Source organism: Sphingomonas glacialis (assembly GCF_014653575.1).
Classification (GTDB): Bacteria; Pseudomonadota; Alphaproteobacteria; order Sphingomonadales; family Sphingomonadaceae; genus Sphingomonas; species Sphingomonas glacialis.
Genome location: NZ_BNAQ01000004.1, coordinates 288,196 through 305,697 on the forward strand (window position 1 = coordinate 288,196; position 17,502 = coordinate 305,697).

Genomic DNA, 17,502 nt, shown 5'->3' on the forward strand with positions numbered 1-17,502 from the left:
GAAACGATCGCGCTTGAAGATCGCGCGTCTTGGGGTCAATCGAGTCAACTAACTCGCTTCGTCGCAAAAACGCCCGCCATCGCACGGCGGGCGCTCCCCGATCAGCCAGCCCTAGACTCAGTCAGCCCCAGCCTCAGCCAGCCCACGCCTCGAACGGCAGGTCGAGCGCATCCGCCACCGCCTGGTGCCGGATCTTGCCCGCCGAGACGTTGAGCCCGTTGGCGAGATGCGCATCGGCCTGCATCGCGCCCTCGGCGCCGAGCGTCGCGAGCTTCAGCACGAACGGCAGCGTCGCATTGTTGAGCGCGAACGCCGAGGTCCGCGCGACCGCGCCGGGCATGTTGGCGACGCAATAGTGGATCACGCCGTCGACCTCGAACACCGGGTCCTCGTGCGTCGTCGCATGGCTCGTCTCGAAGCAGCCGCCCTGGTCGATCGCGATGTCGACCAACACCGAGCCGCGCTTCATCGTCTTGAGCATGTCGCGCGTGACGAGCTTGGGCGCCGCCGCACCGGGAACGAGCACCGCGCCGATCACGAGATGCGCGCTCTTCACCGCCGCCGCGATCGCCGCGCGCGAGGCATAGGCGGTCTTGATCTGGCTGCCGAAGAACATGTCGAGCTCGGCAAGCCGTGCGTTCGAAATGTCGTAGATCGTCACGTCGGCGCGCATGCCGACCGCCATCTGCGCGGCGTTGACGCCCGAGACGCCGCCGCCGAGGATCGCGACCTTGGCTGGCGCCACGCCCGGCACGCCGCCGAGCAGGATGCCGCGGCCGCCTTGCTCCTTCTCGAGATAGTGCGCGCCGACCTGGATCGACATGCGCCCGGCGACTTCGGACATCGGCTTGAGCAGCGGCAGCGAGCGGTCGGGTGCGGTGACGGTCTCGTACGCGATGCACGTCGCGCCCGACTTCATCAGGCCTTCTGCCTGCGGCTTGTCGGCGGCGAGGTGGAGATAGGTGAAGAGCAAATGGCGCGGTTCGAGCAGCGCGATCTCGCTCGCCTGCGGCTCCTTGACCTTCACGATCATGTCGCTCTGCGCGAACACAGCCGCGGCGTCGGGCAGGATCGTCGCGCCGGCGGCGACATAGTCCTGGTCCTCGAAGTCGATGCCGAGGCCCGCGCCGGTCTCGACCGCGACGCTATGGCCCGCGGCGACGAGGTCGGAGACCGAGGGAGGGGTCAGGCCGACACGATATTCGTGATTCTTGATTTCCTTGGGAACGCCGATGCGCATCGCAAACTCTCCTATTGAGTGCGGCCCTTCTACAGCAGTGCGAGCGGGAAGTGCGTGCAAACTCGTCCGCAAGGCGAGGCAGATCGGGATTGTATTGCAAAACGTGCCACGCCCGCGCAACAGCGTCCCGGATGGATACGATCGACAGCAAGATCATCGCACAGCTCGGGCAAGAGTCGGGGCTGACGAGCGAGGCGCTCGGCGAGCGCGTCGGCCTTTCGCCCTCCGCCGCGCATCGTCGCGTCAAGACGCTCGAGCAGCAGGGGATGATCCTCGGCTACCGCGCCCGCCTGTCGCGCGCCGCACGCGGCAATCCCTCGACGGTGTTCGTCTCGGTGACGCTGACCGACCAGCGCCAGGCGACGATGCAGCAGTTCGAGCAAGCGCTCGCGCGCACGCTGCAAGTCAGCGAAGCGCATTTGATGAGCGGCGAATCGGATTATCTGCTCAAGGTGCTGGTCCGCGAGGATGACAGCTACGAGCGGATCCACCGCGAAGTCCTGTCGGCACTTCCCGGCGTCCACCGCCTCGTCACACAATTCACGATCCGCACGCTCGCGACCGAGGATTGAACGTGTCTGAACATGCGCTGTACATGGCGTTGCGGGGGGCATTGCCGCGTGCTATTGCGCCGCACCATCGGGACCGAGGCTTAGCCGTCATCCATGACCTATCTGCATGAAATCCGGGCAAGAACACCCTTAGCGTGACGACCACTCAGGCAAGTGCGGGCGACCTGCCCGCCAATCGCGATTCGACGCCCGATACGATCGGCGAAGACGCCCTCCATCACGGCAAGGACGGTCTCGCAAAGCTCGCTTTGGGCGCGATCGGCATCGTCTTCGGCGACATCGGCACCAGCCCGATCTACGCCTTTCGCGAAACCTTCGCCGGGCATCACAAGCTCGCGCTCGATCCGGTCCACATCATGGGCGTCGTCAGCCTGATGTTCTGGTCGATGATGATCGTCGTCAGCCTCAAATACGTAACGATCATCATGCGCGCCGACAATAAGGGCGAGGGCGGCAGCCTGGCGCTGCTTGCTTTGGTCAACGGCCGGACCAAGAACAAGCGCTGGTCGCGCGGGATCATCCTGCTCGGCGTGTTTGCGACCGCGCTCTTCTACGGCGATTCGATGATCACCCCGGCGGTGTCGGTGCTGTCGGCGGTCGAGGGCCTCGCGGTCGTCTCGCCCGGGCTCGGCAATCTCGTCATGCCGATCGCGATGACCATCATCATCGCCCTGTTCTGGATCCAGCGCAGCGGGACCGCGCGCGTCGGGCTGTTCTTCGGCCCGATCATGCTCGTCTATTTCGCGGTGATCGCGACGCTCGGCGTGCTCAGCATCGTCAAGACGCCCGACATTCTCTGGGCCTTCTCGCCGCACTATGCCGTCGAGTTCTTCGCGCTCGATCCGCTGCGCGCGTTCCTCGCGCTCGGGTCGGTCGTGCTCGCGGTGACGGGCGCCGAGGCACTGTACGCCGACATGGGGCATTTCGGTCGCAACCCGATCCGCGTGTCGTGGCTGTTCGTCGTGCTGCCCGCGCTGATGATGAATTACATGGGGCAGGGGGCGCTGCTGTCGCGGATGGGCCAGCCCGCGCTCGAGAGCCCGTTCTACATGCTCGCCTCGGACAGCCTCCAGCTGCCGCTCGTCATCCTCGCGACGATGGCCGCAGTGATCGCATCGCAGGCGGTGATCTCGGGTGCCTTCTCGGTGACGCAGCAGGCGATCCAGCTTGGCTTCATGCCGCGGCTGCGGATCGAGCATACCAGCGCGGCGACGGTCGGGCAGATCTACATTCCGCTGGTCAATTGGCTGTTGCTGACGATGGTCCTGCTGCTGGTGATCTTCTTCCGCACCTCGTCCAACCTCACGTCGGCCTATGGCATCGCGGTGACGGGGGCGATGTTCATCGACACTTGCCTGCTCAGCGTCGTGCTGTTCCGTCTGTGGAACTGGCCGGTCTATTATGCGCTGCCGTTGCTCGCGGTGTTCTTCCTGGTCGACGGTGCCTATTTCTCGGCGAACCTGACCAAGGTGCCGGCGGGCGGCTGGTTCCCGCTGCTGGTCGGCTTGATCATCTTCACGATCCTGACGACCTGGTCGAAGGGACGGCAGCTGATGATCGACCGGATGCGCGAGGGCGCGATGCCGATCAAGATCTTCATCCAGTCGGCCGCCACCTCGGCGACGCGCGTGCCCGGCACTGCGGTGTTCATGACCTCCTCGCCCGAGGGTGTGCCGCACGCGCTGCTGCACAACCTCAAGCACAACAAGGTGCTCCATGAGCGGATCATCCTGCTGACGATCAAGATCGCCGACGTCCCCTATGTGTCGGAGGGGCATCGCTGCATGATCGAGGATCTGGGGGCCGGCTTCCACCGCATGGTGCTGCGCTATGGCTTCATCGAGGAGCCCGACGTGCCGGTGGCGCTCGCCAACGTGCATCGCTGCGGTGCCGATTTCCGGATGATCGACACAAGCTTCTTCCTGTCGCGCCAGACGCTGCTGCCGTCGTCGCGGCCGGGGATGATGCTGTGGCGCGAGAAGCTCTTCTCGTGGATGCTGCGCAACGCCGAGAGCGCGATGGAGTTCTTCCGCCTGCCGACCAACCGCGTGGTCGAACTCGGCAGCCAGCTCGAGATTTGAGCGATGTCGCGCCAGCGCCGGCCCCTGCGCCGATCATCGTCACCGCGCTGTTCGGTGCGGGTGATGCTGCCTGGTTCGATGAGCTGCGCGTCCGGCACTTTCCGCCCGAGCGCAACCAGCTCAAGGCGCACCTGACGATGTTTCATCACCTCGCGCCGAGCCTCGAGCGCGAGCTCAAGCAGCGGCTCGCGGCGGAGACCAGCCGCGTGCGTGCGCCCGAGGCGCGGATCGCGGGGCTTATGTCGCTCGGTCGCGGTGTCGCGTTCCGCATCGAATCGCCTGCGCTGGAGGATATCCGCGATCGGCTCGCCGATGCCTTTTCCGCGGTGCTGACGCCGCAGGACCGCGCGGGCTGGCGGCCGCATGTCACGGTGCAGAACAAGGTCGAGCCCGCCGTCGCCAAGGCGCTGCAGGCCGAGCTTGCGCGCGATTTCCAGCCCCGCACCGTCCGCCTCGCCGGGCTGGCGAGCTGGTGGTATCGCGGCGGCCCGTGGGAGCCGCTTTCGCGCCATATGTTCGCTTGAGACGAAACCGGCGTAAAGGTGGGTTGACCGCCCGGATGCGCCTACTTATAGCCCGCGCCTCGCACACAGCGGCACGCTCCGGTTTAGCCGGGGCCACGGCGAAGTAGCTCAGTTGGTTAGAGCACGGGAATCATAATCCTGGGGTCGGGGGTTCAAGTCCCTCCTTCGCTACCATCCCTTTTAGAACCCGGCCTCGGGTCACCGCTCTCGCCAGCCGCGGGCAATGCCCGGCCCGCCCGCACAGGCAAACCGGGCGCGGGCGTCAGCGCATCTTCTCGAGCAGCGTGCGGCGATATTCGCCCTGACGTTCGAACATCCAGCCGGGATATTCCGCAGGCAAAGCGCTCGTCTCGCCGAGCTTGGCGAGATCGTCGGACGACAGTTCGACCTTGGTCGCGGCAAGATTGTCGGTCAGCTGGTCGGGCCGCTTGGCGCCGACGATCACGCTCGACACCGCCTTCTGGTGGAGCAGCCACGCGAGCGCGATCTGCGCGACCGAGACACCGTGCGCCTCGGCGATCGGGCGCATCACGTCGATGATGGCATAACCGCGATCCTTGTCGATCGGCGGGAAGTCGAAGGTCGCGCGGCGGCCATCGGTCTTGCTCTCGTCGGCGCGGTCATATTTGCCCGACAGGAAGCCCCCAGCGAGCGGGCTCCACACCATCAGCCCGACTTCCTCCGAGAGGAGCGCGGGCACGATCTCGCGCTCGAGGTCGCGGCTGGCGATGGTGTAATAGGCCTGAAGCGAGGCGAAGCGGTGCAGCCCGAGCCGCGCCGATTCGCCGAGCGCCTTGACGATCTGCCACGCCGCCCAATTCGAGATGCCGATATAGCGGACATGGCCATGCTGGACGAGCGTATCGAGCGCGCGCAGCGTCTCCTCGATCGGCGTGGCGGGGTCGAAGCCGTGAATCTGGTAAAGATCGATATGGTCGAGTTGGAGCCGCTTAAGGCTCGCCTTGCACGCGTCGATCAAATGGTAGCGCGATGCGCCGCGCGCATTCGGGCCAGCGCCCATCTCGCCGAACGCCTTGGTCGCGACGACGATCTCTTCGCGCTTGAGGCCGAGGTTGCGGATCGCCTGGCCGGTGATCTCTTCCGAGCGGCCGTTCGAATAGACGTTGGCGGTGTCGATGAAATTGATCCCGCCATCGATCGCGACGCGGACGAGCGCATCGGCTTCGTCCTGGCCGAGCTGGCCGATCTTGCCCCACATGTCGTCGCCGCCGCCGAAGGTCATCGTGCCCAGGCACAGTTCCGAGACGAACAGGCCGGTGCGGCCAAGCTTATTGTAGCGCATGGAGATTCCTTCCGAAGCCGCCCGCGGAGCGTGGGGCAGGCGGTCCTCGCATTAAAGCATGACGCGCCGAATGGCTCCAGTCGCCGGGTTGCCGGCGTCAGGTGGTACGCGGCCTAATCGCGCAAATCTGGAAACAGCGCCTCGATCTCTGCCTGCAAGTCGCTCGACCCCGCACGCAGCCCGAACTCGTCCAGCAGCGCGCGGACCAGGCGGATGCGAACGGGGCCGAGCCCCGGCATCGTCTCGAGCCCGGGCTGGTCGCGATCGGCGATTCGATCGGCGAGATCGCCGAGCGTGCGGTATCCGGCGCGGGTCAGGATCCCGCGCAGCCCCGCGGGCAAGGCGGACCGGCCGACCGGAAAGTCGCGCGCGGTCGCGCCCGGCATTGTCCGATGCAAGCGCGTCTGCCCGGCCTTCTCGCGCTTGAGCGTGCGGCGGATGTGGCCGAGCTGGCTCGTCGTTAGCGCCAGCCGACGCCCGATCACGCGATACGGCACGCCTTCGGCGCGGAGCGCACGCGCCGCGGCCAGATTGGCGCTGACCTGTTCGAGTTGGCTGAGCATAAGCGAGCGGCGTTCCTGCGGTAGCAGTGGAGATAGGGCGTGGGCGGGCGTTCCGACAAGCGGCGTATCGTTTGCGTCCAGGCGCGCGGGCAGCGCGTGCACAGGTGTCTTTCGTGTCCGCGGCAAATGCGCTAGCCGCGACGCACTGCCGCTGCACGGTGCGCGGCGCAATCACGGAGCACGCTATGTTCAGCCACGTCATGGTCGGATCAAACGATCTCGAGGCCTCGCGCGCATTTTATGATGCGACGCTCGGTGCGCTCGGCGCCAAGCCCGCAGTCGAAAACAGCGGTCGGCTCGTCTATATGCACGCAGGCGGGCTGTTCATCGTCACCAAGCCGATCGACGGTGCGGAAGCCTGCCACGCCAATGGCGGGACGATCGGCTTTGCCGGTGCGTCACCCGAGCAGGTCGATGCGTGGCACGCTGCCGGTGTCGCGGCAGGTGGCACGCCGATCGAGAACGATCCTGGCGTGCGCGAAGGCGGTTTCGGCAAGCTCTATCTGGCTTATCTGCGCGATCCTGCCGGGAACAAGTTGTGCAGCATGTATCGCATCCCTGCCTGATCTCGCACGGCGCGGTCTTGCGCGCTGTCTACGACCTCCCATCTCATTGGCCGGCCCGCTGCTCCCCTAGAGGCAGCGGGCCGACAGGATGAAAGCCATCATGACCACTCACCACACCCGCATGTTGATCCTTGGTTCGGGGCCCGCCGGCCTCTCCGCCGCCATTTATGGCGCACGCGCGGGGATGAAGCCGATCCTCGTCCAGGGCATCCAGCCCGGCGGGCAGCTGATGACGACGACCGATGTCGAGAATTATCCCGGCTTTGCCGACGTCATCCAGGGGCCGTGGCTGATGGAGCAGATGCAGAAGCAGGCCGAGCATGTCGGCACGACGCTGATGTACGACACGATTGTCGCGGTCGATTTGTCGCAGCGCCCGTTCCGGCTGACCGGCGACAGCGGCGACGTCTATGAAGGCGAGGTGTTGATCATCGCGACCGGCGCGCAGGCCAAGTGGCTTGGGCTCGACAGCGAGGAAGCGTTGAAGGGCAAGGGCGTCAGCGCTTGCGCGACGTGCGACGGCTTCTTCTATCGCGGCAAGAAGGTCGCAGTGATCGGCGGCGGCAACACTGCGGTCGAGGAAGCGCTCTACCTCACCAACCACTCGCCCGACGTGACGCTGATCCACCGCCGCAGTTCGCTCCGCGCCGAGCGCATCCTCCAGGAGCGGCTGTTCGCGCACAAGGGCGTGACCGTCTTGTGGAACAAGGAAGTCGACCAGTTCGTCGATGGCGGCGGCAACGCCGGGCTGGTCGCGATCGATCTGGTCGACACCGTGACCGGCGAGAAGTCGCGGCTCGAGACCGAGGGCGGCTTCGTCGCGATCGGGCATCATCCCGCGACCGAACTGTTCCGCGGGCATCTGAAGCTCGACGAGGACCATTATCTGTGGGTCGAGACGGGTTCGACGCGGACCAGCGTGCCGGGCGTGTTCGCGTGCGGCGACGTGATGGACAAGATCTACCGCCAGGCGGTGACCGCGGCGGGAACGGGCTGCATGGCGGCGCTCGATGCCGAGAAGTTCCTGGCCGAGGCCGAGTTCGAGCTGGCCGAGGCGGCGGAGTAAGAGCCTCATTCTTCGTCACCCCGGCCTCGTGCCGGGGTCCACCGCGCCATAGAGTCTGCATGGGCAGGTTATGCATCCCGGTGGAACCCGGGACAGGCCCGGGGTGACGGTTTAGGGGGCGTCGATCAAACTCTAGACGCGCGTTACCGCGCTGAATATCTGCGGCTCCAGCCATGCCGCATCGCTCGAATGCGCGAAGCTGTGGCTGTCGGTGTCGCACAGCGCGACGGGCCCGTCCCATCCGTCGCGAAACGCGATCGCGGTGGTGTCGCGCGCCGCGAGCAGGATCGTCGTGTCGATCCGGCTCGCCGCCAATGCCGCGCGCAGTCGCGCCGCCAGGCTCTCGGCGGCTTCAGGTTTGCTCTGCGCAACCTTGGCCAACCCACCGGCCAGCTTGGACAAATTGACCCCGCCGCGCGCGAGCCGCAGCCATTCGCGCGGGTCTTTCAGCTTCTCGGCATAGCGCGCGCGGATTGCGGCGGCGGGGGGTAGCGCGTCGGTTTCCTCGATCACCCAGGGGTTGGCGAGGATCAGCCGGTCGATCCCGGCGGTCGCGCCGAACAGCGCAAGCGCCGTCGCCGCATCGCAATTGCCGAAACCGACGAGCCGTTCGATCCCCGCCTCGGCGCTGAAGGTCGCCGCAGCGCACCCGATATCGGGGCCCGAGGTCAGAAACCCGCCGTTCGTCCCCGTCGAATCGCCGATCCCGCGCCGGTCGAAGCGCAGCACCGGGATCCCCCGCGCCGCAAGGCGCTCGGCCAGCAGCGCCATCCCGCGGTGCGCGCCGATACGGATCTCGTTGCCGCCCGAGACGATCAGCAGCCCGGTCTTGCCCGGCGCTTCATCCAGCGTGCCGAACAGCGTGTCGCCCGTGCAGGCGAAGCGGATCAGCCTCCGCATGTGGTAATCCAGTCGGCAATATCGTCGGCGAGCAACGTCGCGAGCGCAGGGTCCGAATCCGGCTCGGCGCGTCGCCACAGCGGTGCGCCGGGGACACGCCGATCGGCCGGCATCGGATCGGTTGCGAGCCGGACAGTCCGGACGAATCCCCCATCCGCGGCAGTCCACGGGATACGCCGCGAGAGATCGGTCAGCAGACCCGGCGCGATGCGGTTGCCCGCAATCTCGATCGGCGCGTCGGTATCGAGATACCACCGATCGCCCAGTACCGTTCCCGCCCGCGCGGCGGCTTGCTTGATCCGCTTGAGGCCGCGCAGCACGCTCGCGCCGTCCTGCGGCGCAAGCTGCCAGCGACCGTCCAATGCGGCCGTCGTGTCGAGCAGCGCGCCGCTGCGGATCGACACGCCGTAACACCGGCGACCGTCGGCGCGCTCAAGCTTGATCGCGTCGGCGATGCCATCGCTGAAATCGCCGATGCCGCACTGCTCGAGCGGAACGAGGCTTTCGCCCTGGCCCGGCACGTCGGGGAGCAAGCTGCCCACACCGCGGCGTGCAAGGGCGCGGCAGATCGCCACCGCAAGCGCGCGGACGCGATTGGCTTCCTCGAACAGCGGTAGGGTGACGACGGCGACCGGCCCGCTCGCCGGCCCGAAACGCAGCATGGCCTCGCGGCCGCGGCGCGTCTCATACGAGTCGATCAAGCGGGTAGCGTCATCGCGGCGCCTTGGCCGCGGCGAAGCGGACGAGGCTACCATAGGTCTCGAGCATTTCGCCATCGACCTCGTCATCCTCGATCAGGATGCCGAGCCGCTCCTCGATCTCGGTCAGCAAGCCAGCGACTGCCATCGAATCGAGTTCGGGCATTGCGCCGAACAGCGGGGTCTCTGCGCGCAACTCGGCCGCGCGCGCCTCGCTCAGCCCCAGCACGTCGCGCAACGTTGCGCGGACGGTCGAATCGATCTGGTCGTAATCATCTGGAAGCACAAGGAGCCCCGGTTCTAGCCGTTATGTTGCACCGCGATAGAGACTGGGCCGGGCAATGCCAAGAGCCGCCCCCGCGCGAGCCCTTCACAGCCAAGCCGCGTTCGCTATCAGGGGGCATGCTTGCGCTCGACCCAATCCCCCGGCCCATCGATACGCTGCCCGCGTTGGGGCGTGGCGATGCGGTGGCGATGATCGATCGCGCGGGGACGCTCGACTTCGACGGGCTCGAGCGGATGACGGGCGAAGTGGCGGCGTGGCTGGCGGCGCAGGGCTATGCGCCGGGTGCGCGGGTCGCGAGCTGGCTGCCCAAGACACGGCTGGCGTGCGTATTGCCGATGGCGGCGCCACGCGCGGGCCTTGTGCATGTTCCGATCAATCCGATGCTCAAGCGTGCGCAGGTCGGCTATATTCTGGCCGACAGCGGGGCGGCAGCGCTGCTGACGCAAGCGGGCCGACGCGATACGCTGGAAAGCGGTGACATCCCCGAGGACTGTGCAGCCTTGCTCGACGAGGACGTGCGCGGGGAGGACCGACTTCCGCCGTCGGGCGGTGATCCCGATACGCTTGCCGCGATCCTCTATACCTCGGGATCGACCGGGCGGCCGAAGGGGGTGATGCTGAGCCACGCCAATCTGTGGCTCGGCGCGATCAGCGTCGCGCACTATCTCGGGCTGACGCCCGACGACCGCGTGCTCGGCGTGCTGCCGCTGAGCTTCGATTATGGGCAGAACCAGCTCTTCTCGACCTGGGCGGCGGGCGCCAGTTACGCGCCGCTCGATTATCTGACGGCGCGCGATGTCGTGAAGGCGGTCGAACGCGTCGGCGCGACGACGCTCGCGGGCGTCCCACCGCTGTGGGTCCAGCTGCTCGAAGCCGAGTGGCCCGATGCCACGGCAAGCCTTTTGAAGCGCCTCACCAATTCGGGCGGAGCGTTGACCGCGCCGCTCGTCGCCGGGCTGCGGGCGCGGTTCGCGCAGGCCGATCTCTACCCGATGTACGGGCTCACCGAGGCGTTCCGCTCGACCTATCTTGCCCCCGCGCTGGTCGCCGCGCATCCCGACTCGGTCGGCCGCGCGATCCCCTTTGCCGAGGTGATGATCGTCCGCCCCGACGGAACGCAAGCCGCGGCGGGCGAGCCGGGCGAGCTCGTCCATGCCGGGCCGCTGGTCGCGCAAGGGTATTGGCGCGATGCCGAGCGCACCGCGCAGCGTTTCCGTCCGGCACCGGCCTGGTCGATATCGGGCGGAATGGCGGTGTGGTCGGGCGATACGGCGGTGATCGACGACGAAGGCCTGTTGCGCTTCGTCGGGCGCGACGACGAGATGATCAAGAGTGCCGGCAACCGCATCAGCCCGACCGAGATCGAGGAAGCCGTTGTGGCGGGCGGCGAGACCGTCGAGGCGGTCGCGCTCGGCGTGCCCGATCCGCGGCTCGGCCAGGCGATCGTCGTGGTGGCGCGCGGCGACGGTGCGCGCGAGGCCGATCTGCGCGCGCGCTTGCGGCGCGACCTACCGAGCTTTCAGCAGCCGACGCGCTACGAATGGCGCGCCGAGCTGCCGCGCAACGCCAACGGCAAGCTCGACCGGGCAGCGATCAAAGCGGAACTGACGTCATGAAACCGATGGGTACGATCCCTGCCGACTTTGCCGGTGCCCCGCTCACGATCGCCGGGCGCAGCGCCGCGGATTGGGTGGCGATGGCGGGCGATACGCCGCTGTTCATCTATGACAGGGGAGCGGTCGAAGCGCGGATCGCTCGCTTCCGCGCGGCCTTTCCTGACATCGACTTGCATTATGCGATCAAGGCCAACCCGTTCGCGGCGCTGCTCGCGGCGATGGCGCCGTTGGTCGACGGGCTCGACATCGCTTCGGGCGGCGAACTGACGATGGCGCTCGCGGCGGGCAAGGCGCCGCAGACGATCAGCTTCGCAGGCCCGGGCAAGCGCGACGACGAGCTTACGGCTGCGATAAAGGCCGGGGTCACGATCAACCTCGAATCGAGCGGCGAGGCGACGCGCGCGCTTGGCATTGGCGACCGGCTTGGTATCACGCCGCGCCTCGCCATCCGGGTCAATCCCGAGATCGAGCTGCGCGGATCGGGGATGCGGATGGGGGGGCGTGCGTCGCCGTTCGGGATCGACGCCGATCGCGCCGCGGCGGTCGCCCGCGATGTGATCGCGAGCGGGGCGGACTGGCGCGGATTGCATATCTACGCGGGCTCGCAAGCGCTCGACGCGTGGGCGATCATCGACACGCAGGCGGCAACGATGGCGCTGGCCGGGCGGCTCGCCGAGGAAATCGGCGTGATGCCGCCGCTCGTCAATCTCGGTGGAGGCTTCGGCATCCCGTATTTCCCGGGCGAAGCGCCGCTCGACATCGCCGCGATCGGCGCGGCGCTCGCGGAAGCACTCGCCACCCGCAGCACGGCCTTGCGCGACACGCGCTTTGCGATCGAGCTCGGACGCTGGCTCGTCGGCGAGGCGGGCGTCTATCTGACGCGCGTCGTCGACCGGAAGGAGAGCCGCGGCGAGACCTTCCTCGTCGTCGATGGCGGGCTGCACCATCAGCTCGCGGCGACGGGCAATCTCGGCACGGTGGTCAAGCGCAACTATCCGGTGAGCATCGCCACCGCCGCCGCCGGTGCGCCGACTGAGGTCGTCAGCGTCGTCGGGCCGCTGTGCACCCCGCTCGATCGGCTCGCCGATCGCGTCACGTTGCCCGTCGCCGCAGTCGGCGATCTGGTTGCGGTGTTCATGGCCGGCGCGTACGGGGTCTCGGCAAGCCCGACGGCGTTTCTGGGGCATCCGCTCCCGGCAGAAACGCTGGCCGAGCATTCCTAACGGTATATTCACCCCTTCCGCACCATATCGTGTCGACAGCCGTAGCTTGCTCATCCGGGGCAGACGTGACTCGGGTCGGCAGCATCAAGCGGTGGGAGGTATGCATGCAGCGTTTTTCGAAGTCAGTTCGCGCGGTCTTGAGCGTCGGGACGAGCGCGCTCGCGCTGGCCGGTTGCACGACCGTGAGCCGTCCTGAACTGCCGCAGGCCGCCTTTGTCGCCGGGCAGGAACAGCCGGGCGAGGAATATATCATCGGCCCGCTCGACCAGCTCAACATCTTCGTGTGGCGCAACCCCGAGCTGTCGTCGAAGGTGCAGGTCCGCCCCGACGGCCGGATCACCACGCCGCTGATCAGCGACATGCCCGCGGTCGGCAAGACGCCGCGGATGCTCGCCGACGACATGAAAATCGCCCTTGGGGAATATATCAAGGATCCGATCGTTTCGGTCATTGTCGAGAACTTTTCCGGCACCTTCAGCCAGCAGATCCGCATCGTCGGTGCGACCGCCAAACCTGCTTCGATTCCGTACCGCGCCAACATGACGCTGCTTGACGCAATGATCTCGGTCGGGGGCTTAAGCCAATATGCCGCAGGCAACCGCGCAAAGCTCGTCCGCTACAATCGTGAGACCGGCAAGCAGGTCGAATACAATCTCAAACTGTCGCGTCTGCTCAAGGACGGCGACAGCCGGGCCAACGTGCGGCTCGAACCCGGCGATGTGATCATCATCCCCGAGAGCATGTTCTAGGGGCCGCCGAGCGATGAGTGGTTTCCTCACCGAAGTGCAGATCATCCTGCACACCATGTGGATGCGGCGCTGGATAGCGCTCGGCGTCGCATGGGGTGTCGCGGTGTTGGGCTGGGCGGTCGTCGCGCAGCTCCACAATAGCTACGAATCGCGCGCGCGCGTCTTCGTCCAGCTCAACACGATCCTGCCGAGCGCGGTCGGGATCACCGCTGCGGATCAGCAGAAGGACGTCGACACGATCCGCCAGACGCTGACCTCGGCGGTCAATCTGGAAAAGGTCGTGCGCGGCACCGATCTCGCCAATACGGTCAAGACCGATCGCGACGTCGCCGACCGCGTCAACACGCTGTCCAAGGCGATCAAGATCACCGCGCAGCAGGACAATCTGTTCGAGATCGTCGCAAGCGGATCGAGCCCCAAGGTGACCGCGCAGATCGTCCAGAAGCTGATCGACCTGTTCGTCGAACAGAATCTGTCGGGCGACCGCGACGAGACCAATTCGAGCCTCAAATTCCTCGATGCGCAGCTCGAGCAGCGTCAGAAGCAGCTCGCCGATGCCGATGCCAAGCGCGCCGATTTCCAGAACCGCTATCTCGGCAGTCTGCCGGGTTCGGGCTCGCTGACCGACCGGATGGGCGCGGCACGCTCGGCGATGGCGCAGGTCGATAGCGATCTGGCGGCGGCGCAGTCGGCGTTGTCGGTGGTCAATGGCCAGATGGCCGGAACGCCCGCCAACATCCCCGGCGCAGCGGGCGCTGCCGCCAGCGCCGGCCCGGCGCGTGCGCGCCTCAATGCGATCCAGGGGCAGCTCGCCGATGCGCGGGCGCGCGGCTATACCGAGAACCATCCCGACGTCGTCGCGCTGCGCAGCCAGCTTGCGTCCGCGCAGGCCGCCGCACGCAGCGAACCGATGGTCGGCGGCGGTGGCGCCGCGTCGGCTTCGAACCCGGCCTATCTCGGGCTGCGCTCGATCCAGGCCGACAAGCAGGCCCAAGTCGCGGCGCTGAGCGCGCGCAAGGGGCAGCTCCAGCACGATCTCGATGCGATCAACGGCAAACTCGCTGGCGACCCCGCGGTCGCCGCGCAGCAGTCGCAGATCGATAACGACTATCAGGTGATGAAGGACAGCTACGCCAAGCTGCTGGCTGATCGCGAGGCGATCAAGCTGCGCGGCCAGGCGCAAAGCCAGACCGATTCGATCAAGTTCAGCGTAATCGATCCGCCGACGGCACCGCGCGTTCCTGCATCGCCCAACCGGCCGCTGTTGCTGACCGGGGTGCTGATCGCAGCGCTCGGCGCAGGCGTCGCGGTGGCGTTCGGGCTGACGCAGTTCAAGACGACATTTGCGACCGCAGGCCGGCTCGAAAAGGCCGCCGGGCTGCCGGTGATCGGCTCGATTGGCGCGATCGTCACCAAGGCGCAGCTCGCCCACCGGCGTCGGATGCTCGCCTATTTTGCCGGCGGGGTCGGTGCACTGGGCGCAGCCTATATCGGTTTGCTCGGGGTCGAGATGCTTCAGCGAGGATTGGCAGCATGAGCGATCCAACCCCGCGCAAGCGTCCCTCGCTGCTCGAACAGGCGGCGACACGCTACGACTTCAACACCCATTTCCGTCCGCTCGACGATGTGCCGGCCGACAAGCCGGTCACCACGCCGATCGCGCCACTCGCGTCGCCTACGCCCGAGCCCGGTCCGATCGCGGCGCCGCGCGCTACGCCTCGGCGGGGCGCCGAGGTCAAGATCGATCGCACCTTGCTCGCCGAGCGCGGCATGCTCGTGCCGGGTGCCCCGATCGGCGCACTGGTCGAGGAATTCCGGCTCGTGAAGCGCCAGTTGCTCACCACCGCGCGCGGCGTTCGCGTGCGATCTGGCGACCTGTCGCGGACGATCCTCGTTACGTCGGCACAGCCCGACGACGGCAAAACCTATTGCGCGCTTAACCTCGCCATCTCGATGGCGGCCGAGCGCGATCTTGAAATCCTGCTGATCGACGCAGACTTCGCCAAGCCGGACGTCATGGCACGGCTGGGGTTGAGCGAGGGGCGGGGGCTGCTCGATGCGCTCGCCGATCCGCAGGTCGAGCTCGAGAGCTGCGTCGTGCGCACCGATATCCCGCATCTCAGCCTGTTGCCGTGCGGCACCAAGTCGAATGCCGATACCGAGCTTGTCGCGAGCGCACGCACCGGCGAACTGATCGCGCAACTGCTCGCGGCCGATCCGCGGCGCGTGTTGATCTTCGATTCGCCACCGGTGCTCGCCGCATCGCCTGCTGCCGCGCTCGCGCATCATGCCGGGCAAGTCATGCTCGTCGTGCGCGCCGACCGCACCAGCGAAAGCGACCTGCGCGAGGCGATCGACCTGCTCGACGGGTGCGAAGCCATCCAACTCCTCCTCAACGCCGTGTCGTTCGCCCCCGGTGGGCGGCGCTTCGGCAGCTATTATGGACAACAGGAAGACGCGTCATGAAGTGCCGCCTCCGCTCCACTGCACTCCTGCTCGGGACTGGGCTCGCTGCGTTGATCGCGGCCGCACCGGCGCAGGCGCAGGACCAACAGCGCCGAACGCGAATCTCGCCGTATATCGAGATCGGGCAGATCGTGACCGCCGACCTCAAGAATGACGACGTCCTGACCTATTCGACGGTCGCGGGCGGGGTCGAGGCGTCGGTCCAGACACCTCGGACGCAGCTGCAGGTTAGCTACCGCTATGAGCGGCATTTTTCCTACGCCAAGCGTGTCGGGGACGATGACCTGCACAATGGCTTGGCGCGCGGCAGCATCGCCGTCGCGCCTAATCTCAGCATCGAGGCCGGCGCGATCGCGACGCAGTCGCGTACCGATATTCGCGGCGCCGCACCGATCGCGCAGGTCGGCCAGCGTGACAATATCAGCCAGGTGTTCTCGGGCTATGTCGGGCCGAGCTATGCCGCGCGTGTTGGCCCGGTCGGTGTCGCGGCGAGCTATCGCTACGGCTACACCAAGGCCGGGTCGCCGGGGAATACCGGTGTCGCACCCGGCAGCCCGCGGCTCGACGTGTTCGACAGCTCGCAAAGCCACACCGTCAATGTCAGCGCGGGGGTGAAAGCGGGGGCGCTGCTGCCCGTCGGGATCAACGTCTCGGCCGCGTATGACCGCGAGACCGCCAACCAGCTCGATCAGAAGTTGGAGGACAAGGTCGTTCGCGCCGATCTCGTCGCGCCGGTTGCGCCGACGGTCGCGCTCACCGCGGGCGTCGGCTACCAGAATCTGCAAGTGCGCCAGCGCGATGCCTTGGTTGACGCAAACGGTGTACCGGTGGTCGACCGCCGCGGCCGCTTCCAGTCCGATCCTGCCTCGCCGCAACGCATCGCTTACGAGACCGACGGCTTGATCTATGACGCGGGCGTGATCTGGCGTCCGTCGGAGCGCACCACGCTGCAGGCGCATGTCGGGCGGCGGTATGGTGGGATGACCTATTTCGGAACGCTCAGTTACGCCGCGACGCGCTCGATCTCGGTCAATGCCGATGTCTATGACACGGTCGAGACGTTCGGGGGGCAGTTGCGCAACAGCCTGGCGGGTCTGCCGACCTCGTTCCTCCAGCAGCGTGCGGCATTCGGTCAGCAATATAGCGGCTGCACGTTCGGCGCGGCGGGTGCGGGGGCGGGCGGGTGCCTCAACGGCGCGTTGCAGTCGATTTCGACCTCGGCGTATCGCGCACGCGGCATCGATGCGGTGATCTCGGCGACTCGCGGCAAGCTCAACCTCGGCGTGGGCGCGGGCTATTCGAACCGCCGCTTCCTTGCGCCCGACCAGATCAACGCGGCGTTCTCGATCAACGGCGTCAGCGACCAGAGCTATTATGCCCAGGCGTTCGCCAACGTGCCGCTGACGCGAGTCTCCGGTATCAACGGGACGCTGATCTACAATTATTACGACAGCGGGATTGCCGATGCGCCGGGCGTGACCAGCGCCGCCGCGACCGCGCTCTATTATCACAATTTCGGTCGGATCGGCACGACTGCTTCAGCAGGCCTGTATTCGTTCAGCCAGAGCGGCGTCGCGGATCAGCTTTCGGCGACGGGCCAAGTGGGTGTACGGTATCAATTCTGAAACGCACGGGCGGATTTCTGTCAT

At 66.9% G+C, this 17,502-nt stretch carries 17 protein-coding genes and 1 tRNA gene; 12 read left to right on the forward strand and 6 right to left on the reverse strand.

All coding sequences use genetic code 11. From position 1 onward, the window contains the following. Positions 1-133: 133 nt before the first annotated feature. Positions 134-1,240 (reverse strand): alanine dehydrogenase, encoded by a 1,107-nt coding sequence (ald, locus tag IE187_RS14760; protein WP_189676874.1) that lies wholly within the window; start codon positions 1,238-1,240, stop codon positions 134-136. Positions 1,241-1,371: 131 nt separating this feature from the next. Between ald and IE187_RS14765 the strand changes: the two genes are divergently transcribed. The 4 genes from IE187_RS14765 (at position 1,372) to IE187_RS14780 (ending at position 4,591) form a co-directional block, all read left to right on the forward strand. Next, the gene (locus IE187_RS14765) at positions 1,372-1,812 is read left to right on the forward strand and encodes an Lrp/AsnC family transcriptional regulator (RefSeq protein WP_133187359.1); all 441 of its coding nucleotides are present in this window, start codon (positions 1,372-1,374) and stop codon (positions 1,810-1,812) included. Positions 1,813-2,009: 197 nt separating this feature from the next. After that, positions 2,010-3,893 (forward strand): potassium transporter Kup, encoded by a 1,884-nt coding sequence (locus IE187_RS14770; RefSeq protein ID WP_229839439.1) that lies wholly within the window; start codon positions 2,010-2,012, stop codon positions 3,891-3,893. Beyond that, on the forward strand, positions 3,890-4,417 hold the full coding sequence (locus tag IE187_RS14775; protein ID WP_189676875.1) for a 2'-5' RNA ligase family protein: 528 nt from the start codon (positions 3,890-3,892) through the stop codon (positions 4,415-4,417). Before IE187_RS14770 ends, IE187_RS14775 begins: the two co-directional genes overlap by 4 nt. Positions 4,418-4,514: 97 nt before the next feature. Further along, positions 4,515-4,591: transfer RNA gene (locus IE187_RS14780), tRNA-Met, on the forward strand. An 88-nt stretch (positions 4,592-4,679) separates the two neighbouring features. Here the strand turns inward: IE187_RS14780 and IE187_RS14785 are convergent. Together IE187_RS14785 and IE187_RS14790 are read right to left on the reverse strand one after the other, a co-directional pair. Continuing rightward, a complete protein-coding gene (locus tag IE187_RS14785) occupies positions 4,680-5,720 on the reverse strand; it encodes an aldo/keto reductase (RefSeq protein WP_189676876.1) in 1,041 nt (346 codons plus the stop codon). A gap of 113 nt (positions 5,721-5,833) precedes the next feature. Next, the gene (locus tag IE187_RS14790; RefSeq protein ID WP_189676877.1) at positions 5,834-6,283 is read right to left on the reverse strand and encodes a hypothetical protein; all 450 of its coding nucleotides are present in this window, start codon (positions 6,281-6,283) and stop codon (positions 5,834-5,836) included. 185 nt (positions 6,284-6,468) lie between these two features. On the opposite strand from IE187_RS14790, the gene IE187_RS14795 reads away from it, so the two are divergent. Both IE187_RS14795 and trxB read left to right on the forward strand, forming a co-directional pair. Further along, the gene (locus tag IE187_RS14795; protein WP_133187367.1) at positions 6,469-6,849 is read left to right on the forward strand and encodes a VOC family protein; all 381 of its coding nucleotides are present in this window, start codon (positions 6,469-6,471) and stop codon (positions 6,847-6,849) included. A gap of 100 nt (positions 6,850-6,949) precedes the next feature. Next, positions 6,950-7,915: a thioredoxin-disulfide reductase gene (trxB, locus tag IE187_RS14800; protein WP_133187369.1), complete on the forward strand. Its 966-nt coding sequence runs from the start codon at positions 6,950-6,952 to the stop codon at positions 7,913-7,915. A gap of 132 nt (positions 7,916-8,047) precedes the next feature. Here trxB and IE187_RS14805 read toward each other — a convergent pair whose 3' ends face one another. Genes IE187_RS14805 through IE187_RS14815 form a run of 3 tightly spaced genes read right to left on the reverse strand, consistent with a single transcriptional unit; the run spans position 8,048 to position 9,799 of the window. Further along, complete coding sequence (locus IE187_RS14805; RefSeq protein ID WP_189676878.1) at positions 8,048-8,815, reverse strand: hydrolase 1, exosortase A system-associated; 768 nt, start codon at positions 8,813-8,815, stop codon at positions 8,048-8,050. Beyond that, the gene (locus tag IE187_RS14810; RefSeq protein ID WP_229839426.1) at positions 8,803-9,516 is read right to left on the reverse strand and encodes an alpha/beta hydrolase family protein; all 714 of its coding nucleotides are present in this window, start codon (positions 9,514-9,516) and stop codon (positions 8,803-8,805) included. The genes IE187_RS14805 and IE187_RS14810 overlap by 13 nt, the downstream gene beginning before the upstream one ends. A 10-nt stretch (positions 9,517-9,526) precedes the next feature. Further along, positions 9,527-9,799 carry an acyl carrier protein gene (locus tag IE187_RS14815; protein ID WP_133187375.1) on the reverse strand — a complete coding sequence of 91 codons (273 nt, stop codon included), beginning with the start codon at positions 9,797-9,799 and terminating at the stop codon, positions 9,527-9,529. 116 nt (positions 9,800-9,915) lie between these two features. On the opposite strand from IE187_RS14815, the gene IE187_RS14820 reads away from it, so the two are divergent. From IE187_RS14820 to IE187_RS14845, 6 genes are all read left to right on the forward strand, one after another. Then, positions 9,916-11,415 (forward strand): AMP-binding protein, encoded by a 1,500-nt coding sequence (locus IE187_RS14820; protein ID WP_189676879.1) that lies wholly within the window; start codon positions 9,916-9,918, stop codon positions 11,413-11,415. Then, positions 11,412-12,638: a pyridoxal-dependent decarboxylase, exosortase A system-associated gene (locus IE187_RS14825; RefSeq protein WP_189676880.1), complete on the forward strand. Its 1,227-nt coding sequence runs from the start codon at positions 11,412-11,414 to the stop codon at positions 12,636-12,638. Before IE187_RS14820 ends, IE187_RS14825 begins: the two co-directional genes overlap by 4 nt. A gap of 104 nt (positions 12,639-12,742) precedes the next feature. Then, the gene (locus IE187_RS14830; RefSeq protein ID WP_189676881.1) at positions 12,743-13,387 is read left to right on the forward strand and encodes an XrtA/PEP-CTERM system exopolysaccharide export protein; all 645 of its coding nucleotides are present in this window, start codon (positions 12,743-12,745) and stop codon (positions 13,385-13,387) included. Between the two features lie 13 nt (positions 13,388-13,400). Further along, positions 13,401-14,924 carry an XrtA system polysaccharide chain length determinant gene (locus tag IE187_RS14835; RefSeq protein WP_133187383.1) on the forward strand — a complete coding sequence of 508 codons (1,524 nt, stop codon included), beginning with the start codon at positions 13,401-13,403 and terminating at the stop codon, positions 14,922-14,924. After that, the gene (locus IE187_RS14840) at positions 14,921-15,853 is read left to right on the forward strand and encodes an AAA family ATPase (protein WP_189676882.1); all 933 of its coding nucleotides are present in this window, start codon (positions 14,921-14,923) and stop codon (positions 15,851-15,853) included. The genes IE187_RS14835 and IE187_RS14840 overlap by 4 nt, the downstream gene beginning before the upstream one ends. Then, complete coding sequence (locus IE187_RS14845) at positions 15,850-17,478, forward strand: hypothetical protein (protein ID WP_189676883.1); 1,629 nt, start codon at positions 15,850-15,852, stop codon at positions 17,476-17,478. The genes IE187_RS14840 and IE187_RS14845 overlap by 4 nt, the downstream gene beginning before the upstream one ends. The last annotated feature ends 24 nt before the right edge of the window (positions 17,479-17,502 follow it).

Bases quoted from the DNA above. Each gene is read 5' to 3' on its own strand.
- ald (WP_189676874.1), bottom strand. From the start codon at position 1,240: ATGCGCATCGGCGTTCCCAAGGAAATCAAGAATCACGAATATCGTGTC.
- IE187_RS14765 (WP_133187359.1), top strand. From the start codon at position 1,372: ATGGATACGATCGACAGCAAGATCATCGCACAGCTCGGGCAAGAGTCG.
- IE187_RS14785 (WP_189676876.1), bottom strand. From the start codon at position 5,720: ATGCGCTACAATAAGCTTGGCCGCACCGGCCTGTTCGTCTCGGAACTG.
- IE187_RS14790 (WP_189676877.1), bottom strand. From the start codon at position 6,283: ATGCTCAGCCAACTCGAACAGGTCAGCGCCAATCTGGCCGCGGCGCGT.
- IE187_RS14795 (WP_133187367.1), top strand. From the start codon at position 6,469: ATGTTCAGCCACGTCATGGTCGGATCAAACGATCTCGAGGCCTCGCGC.
- trxB (WP_133187369.1), top strand. From the start codon at position 6,950: ATGACCACTCACCACACCCGCATGTTGATCCTTGGTTCGGGGCCCGCC.
- IE187_RS14805 (WP_189676878.1), bottom strand. From the start codon at position 8,815: ATGCGGAGGCTGATCCGCTTCGCCTGCACGGGCGACACGCTGTTCGGC.
- IE187_RS14820 (WP_189676879.1), top strand. From the start codon at position 9,916: ATGCTTGCGCTCGACCCAATCCCCCGGCCCATCGATACGCTGCCCGCG.
- IE187_RS14825 (WP_189676880.1), top strand. From the start codon at position 11,412: ATGAAACCGATGGGTACGATCCCTGCCGACTTTGCCGGTGCCCCGCTC.
- IE187_RS14830 (WP_189676881.1), top strand. From the start codon at position 12,743: ATGCAGCGTTTTTCGAAGTCAGTTCGCGCGGTCTTGAGCGTCGGGACG.
- IE187_RS14835 (WP_133187383.1), top strand. From the start codon at position 13,401: ATGAGTGGTTTCCTCACCGAAGTGCAGATCATCCTGCACACCATGTGG.
- IE187_RS14840 (WP_189676882.1), top strand. From the start codon at position 14,921: ATGAGCGATCCAACCCCGCGCAAGCGTCCCTCGCTGCTCGAACAGGCG.
- IE187_RS14845 (WP_189676883.1), top strand. From the start codon at position 15,850: ATGAAGTGCCGCCTCCGCTCCACTGCACTCCTGCTCGGGACTGGGCTC.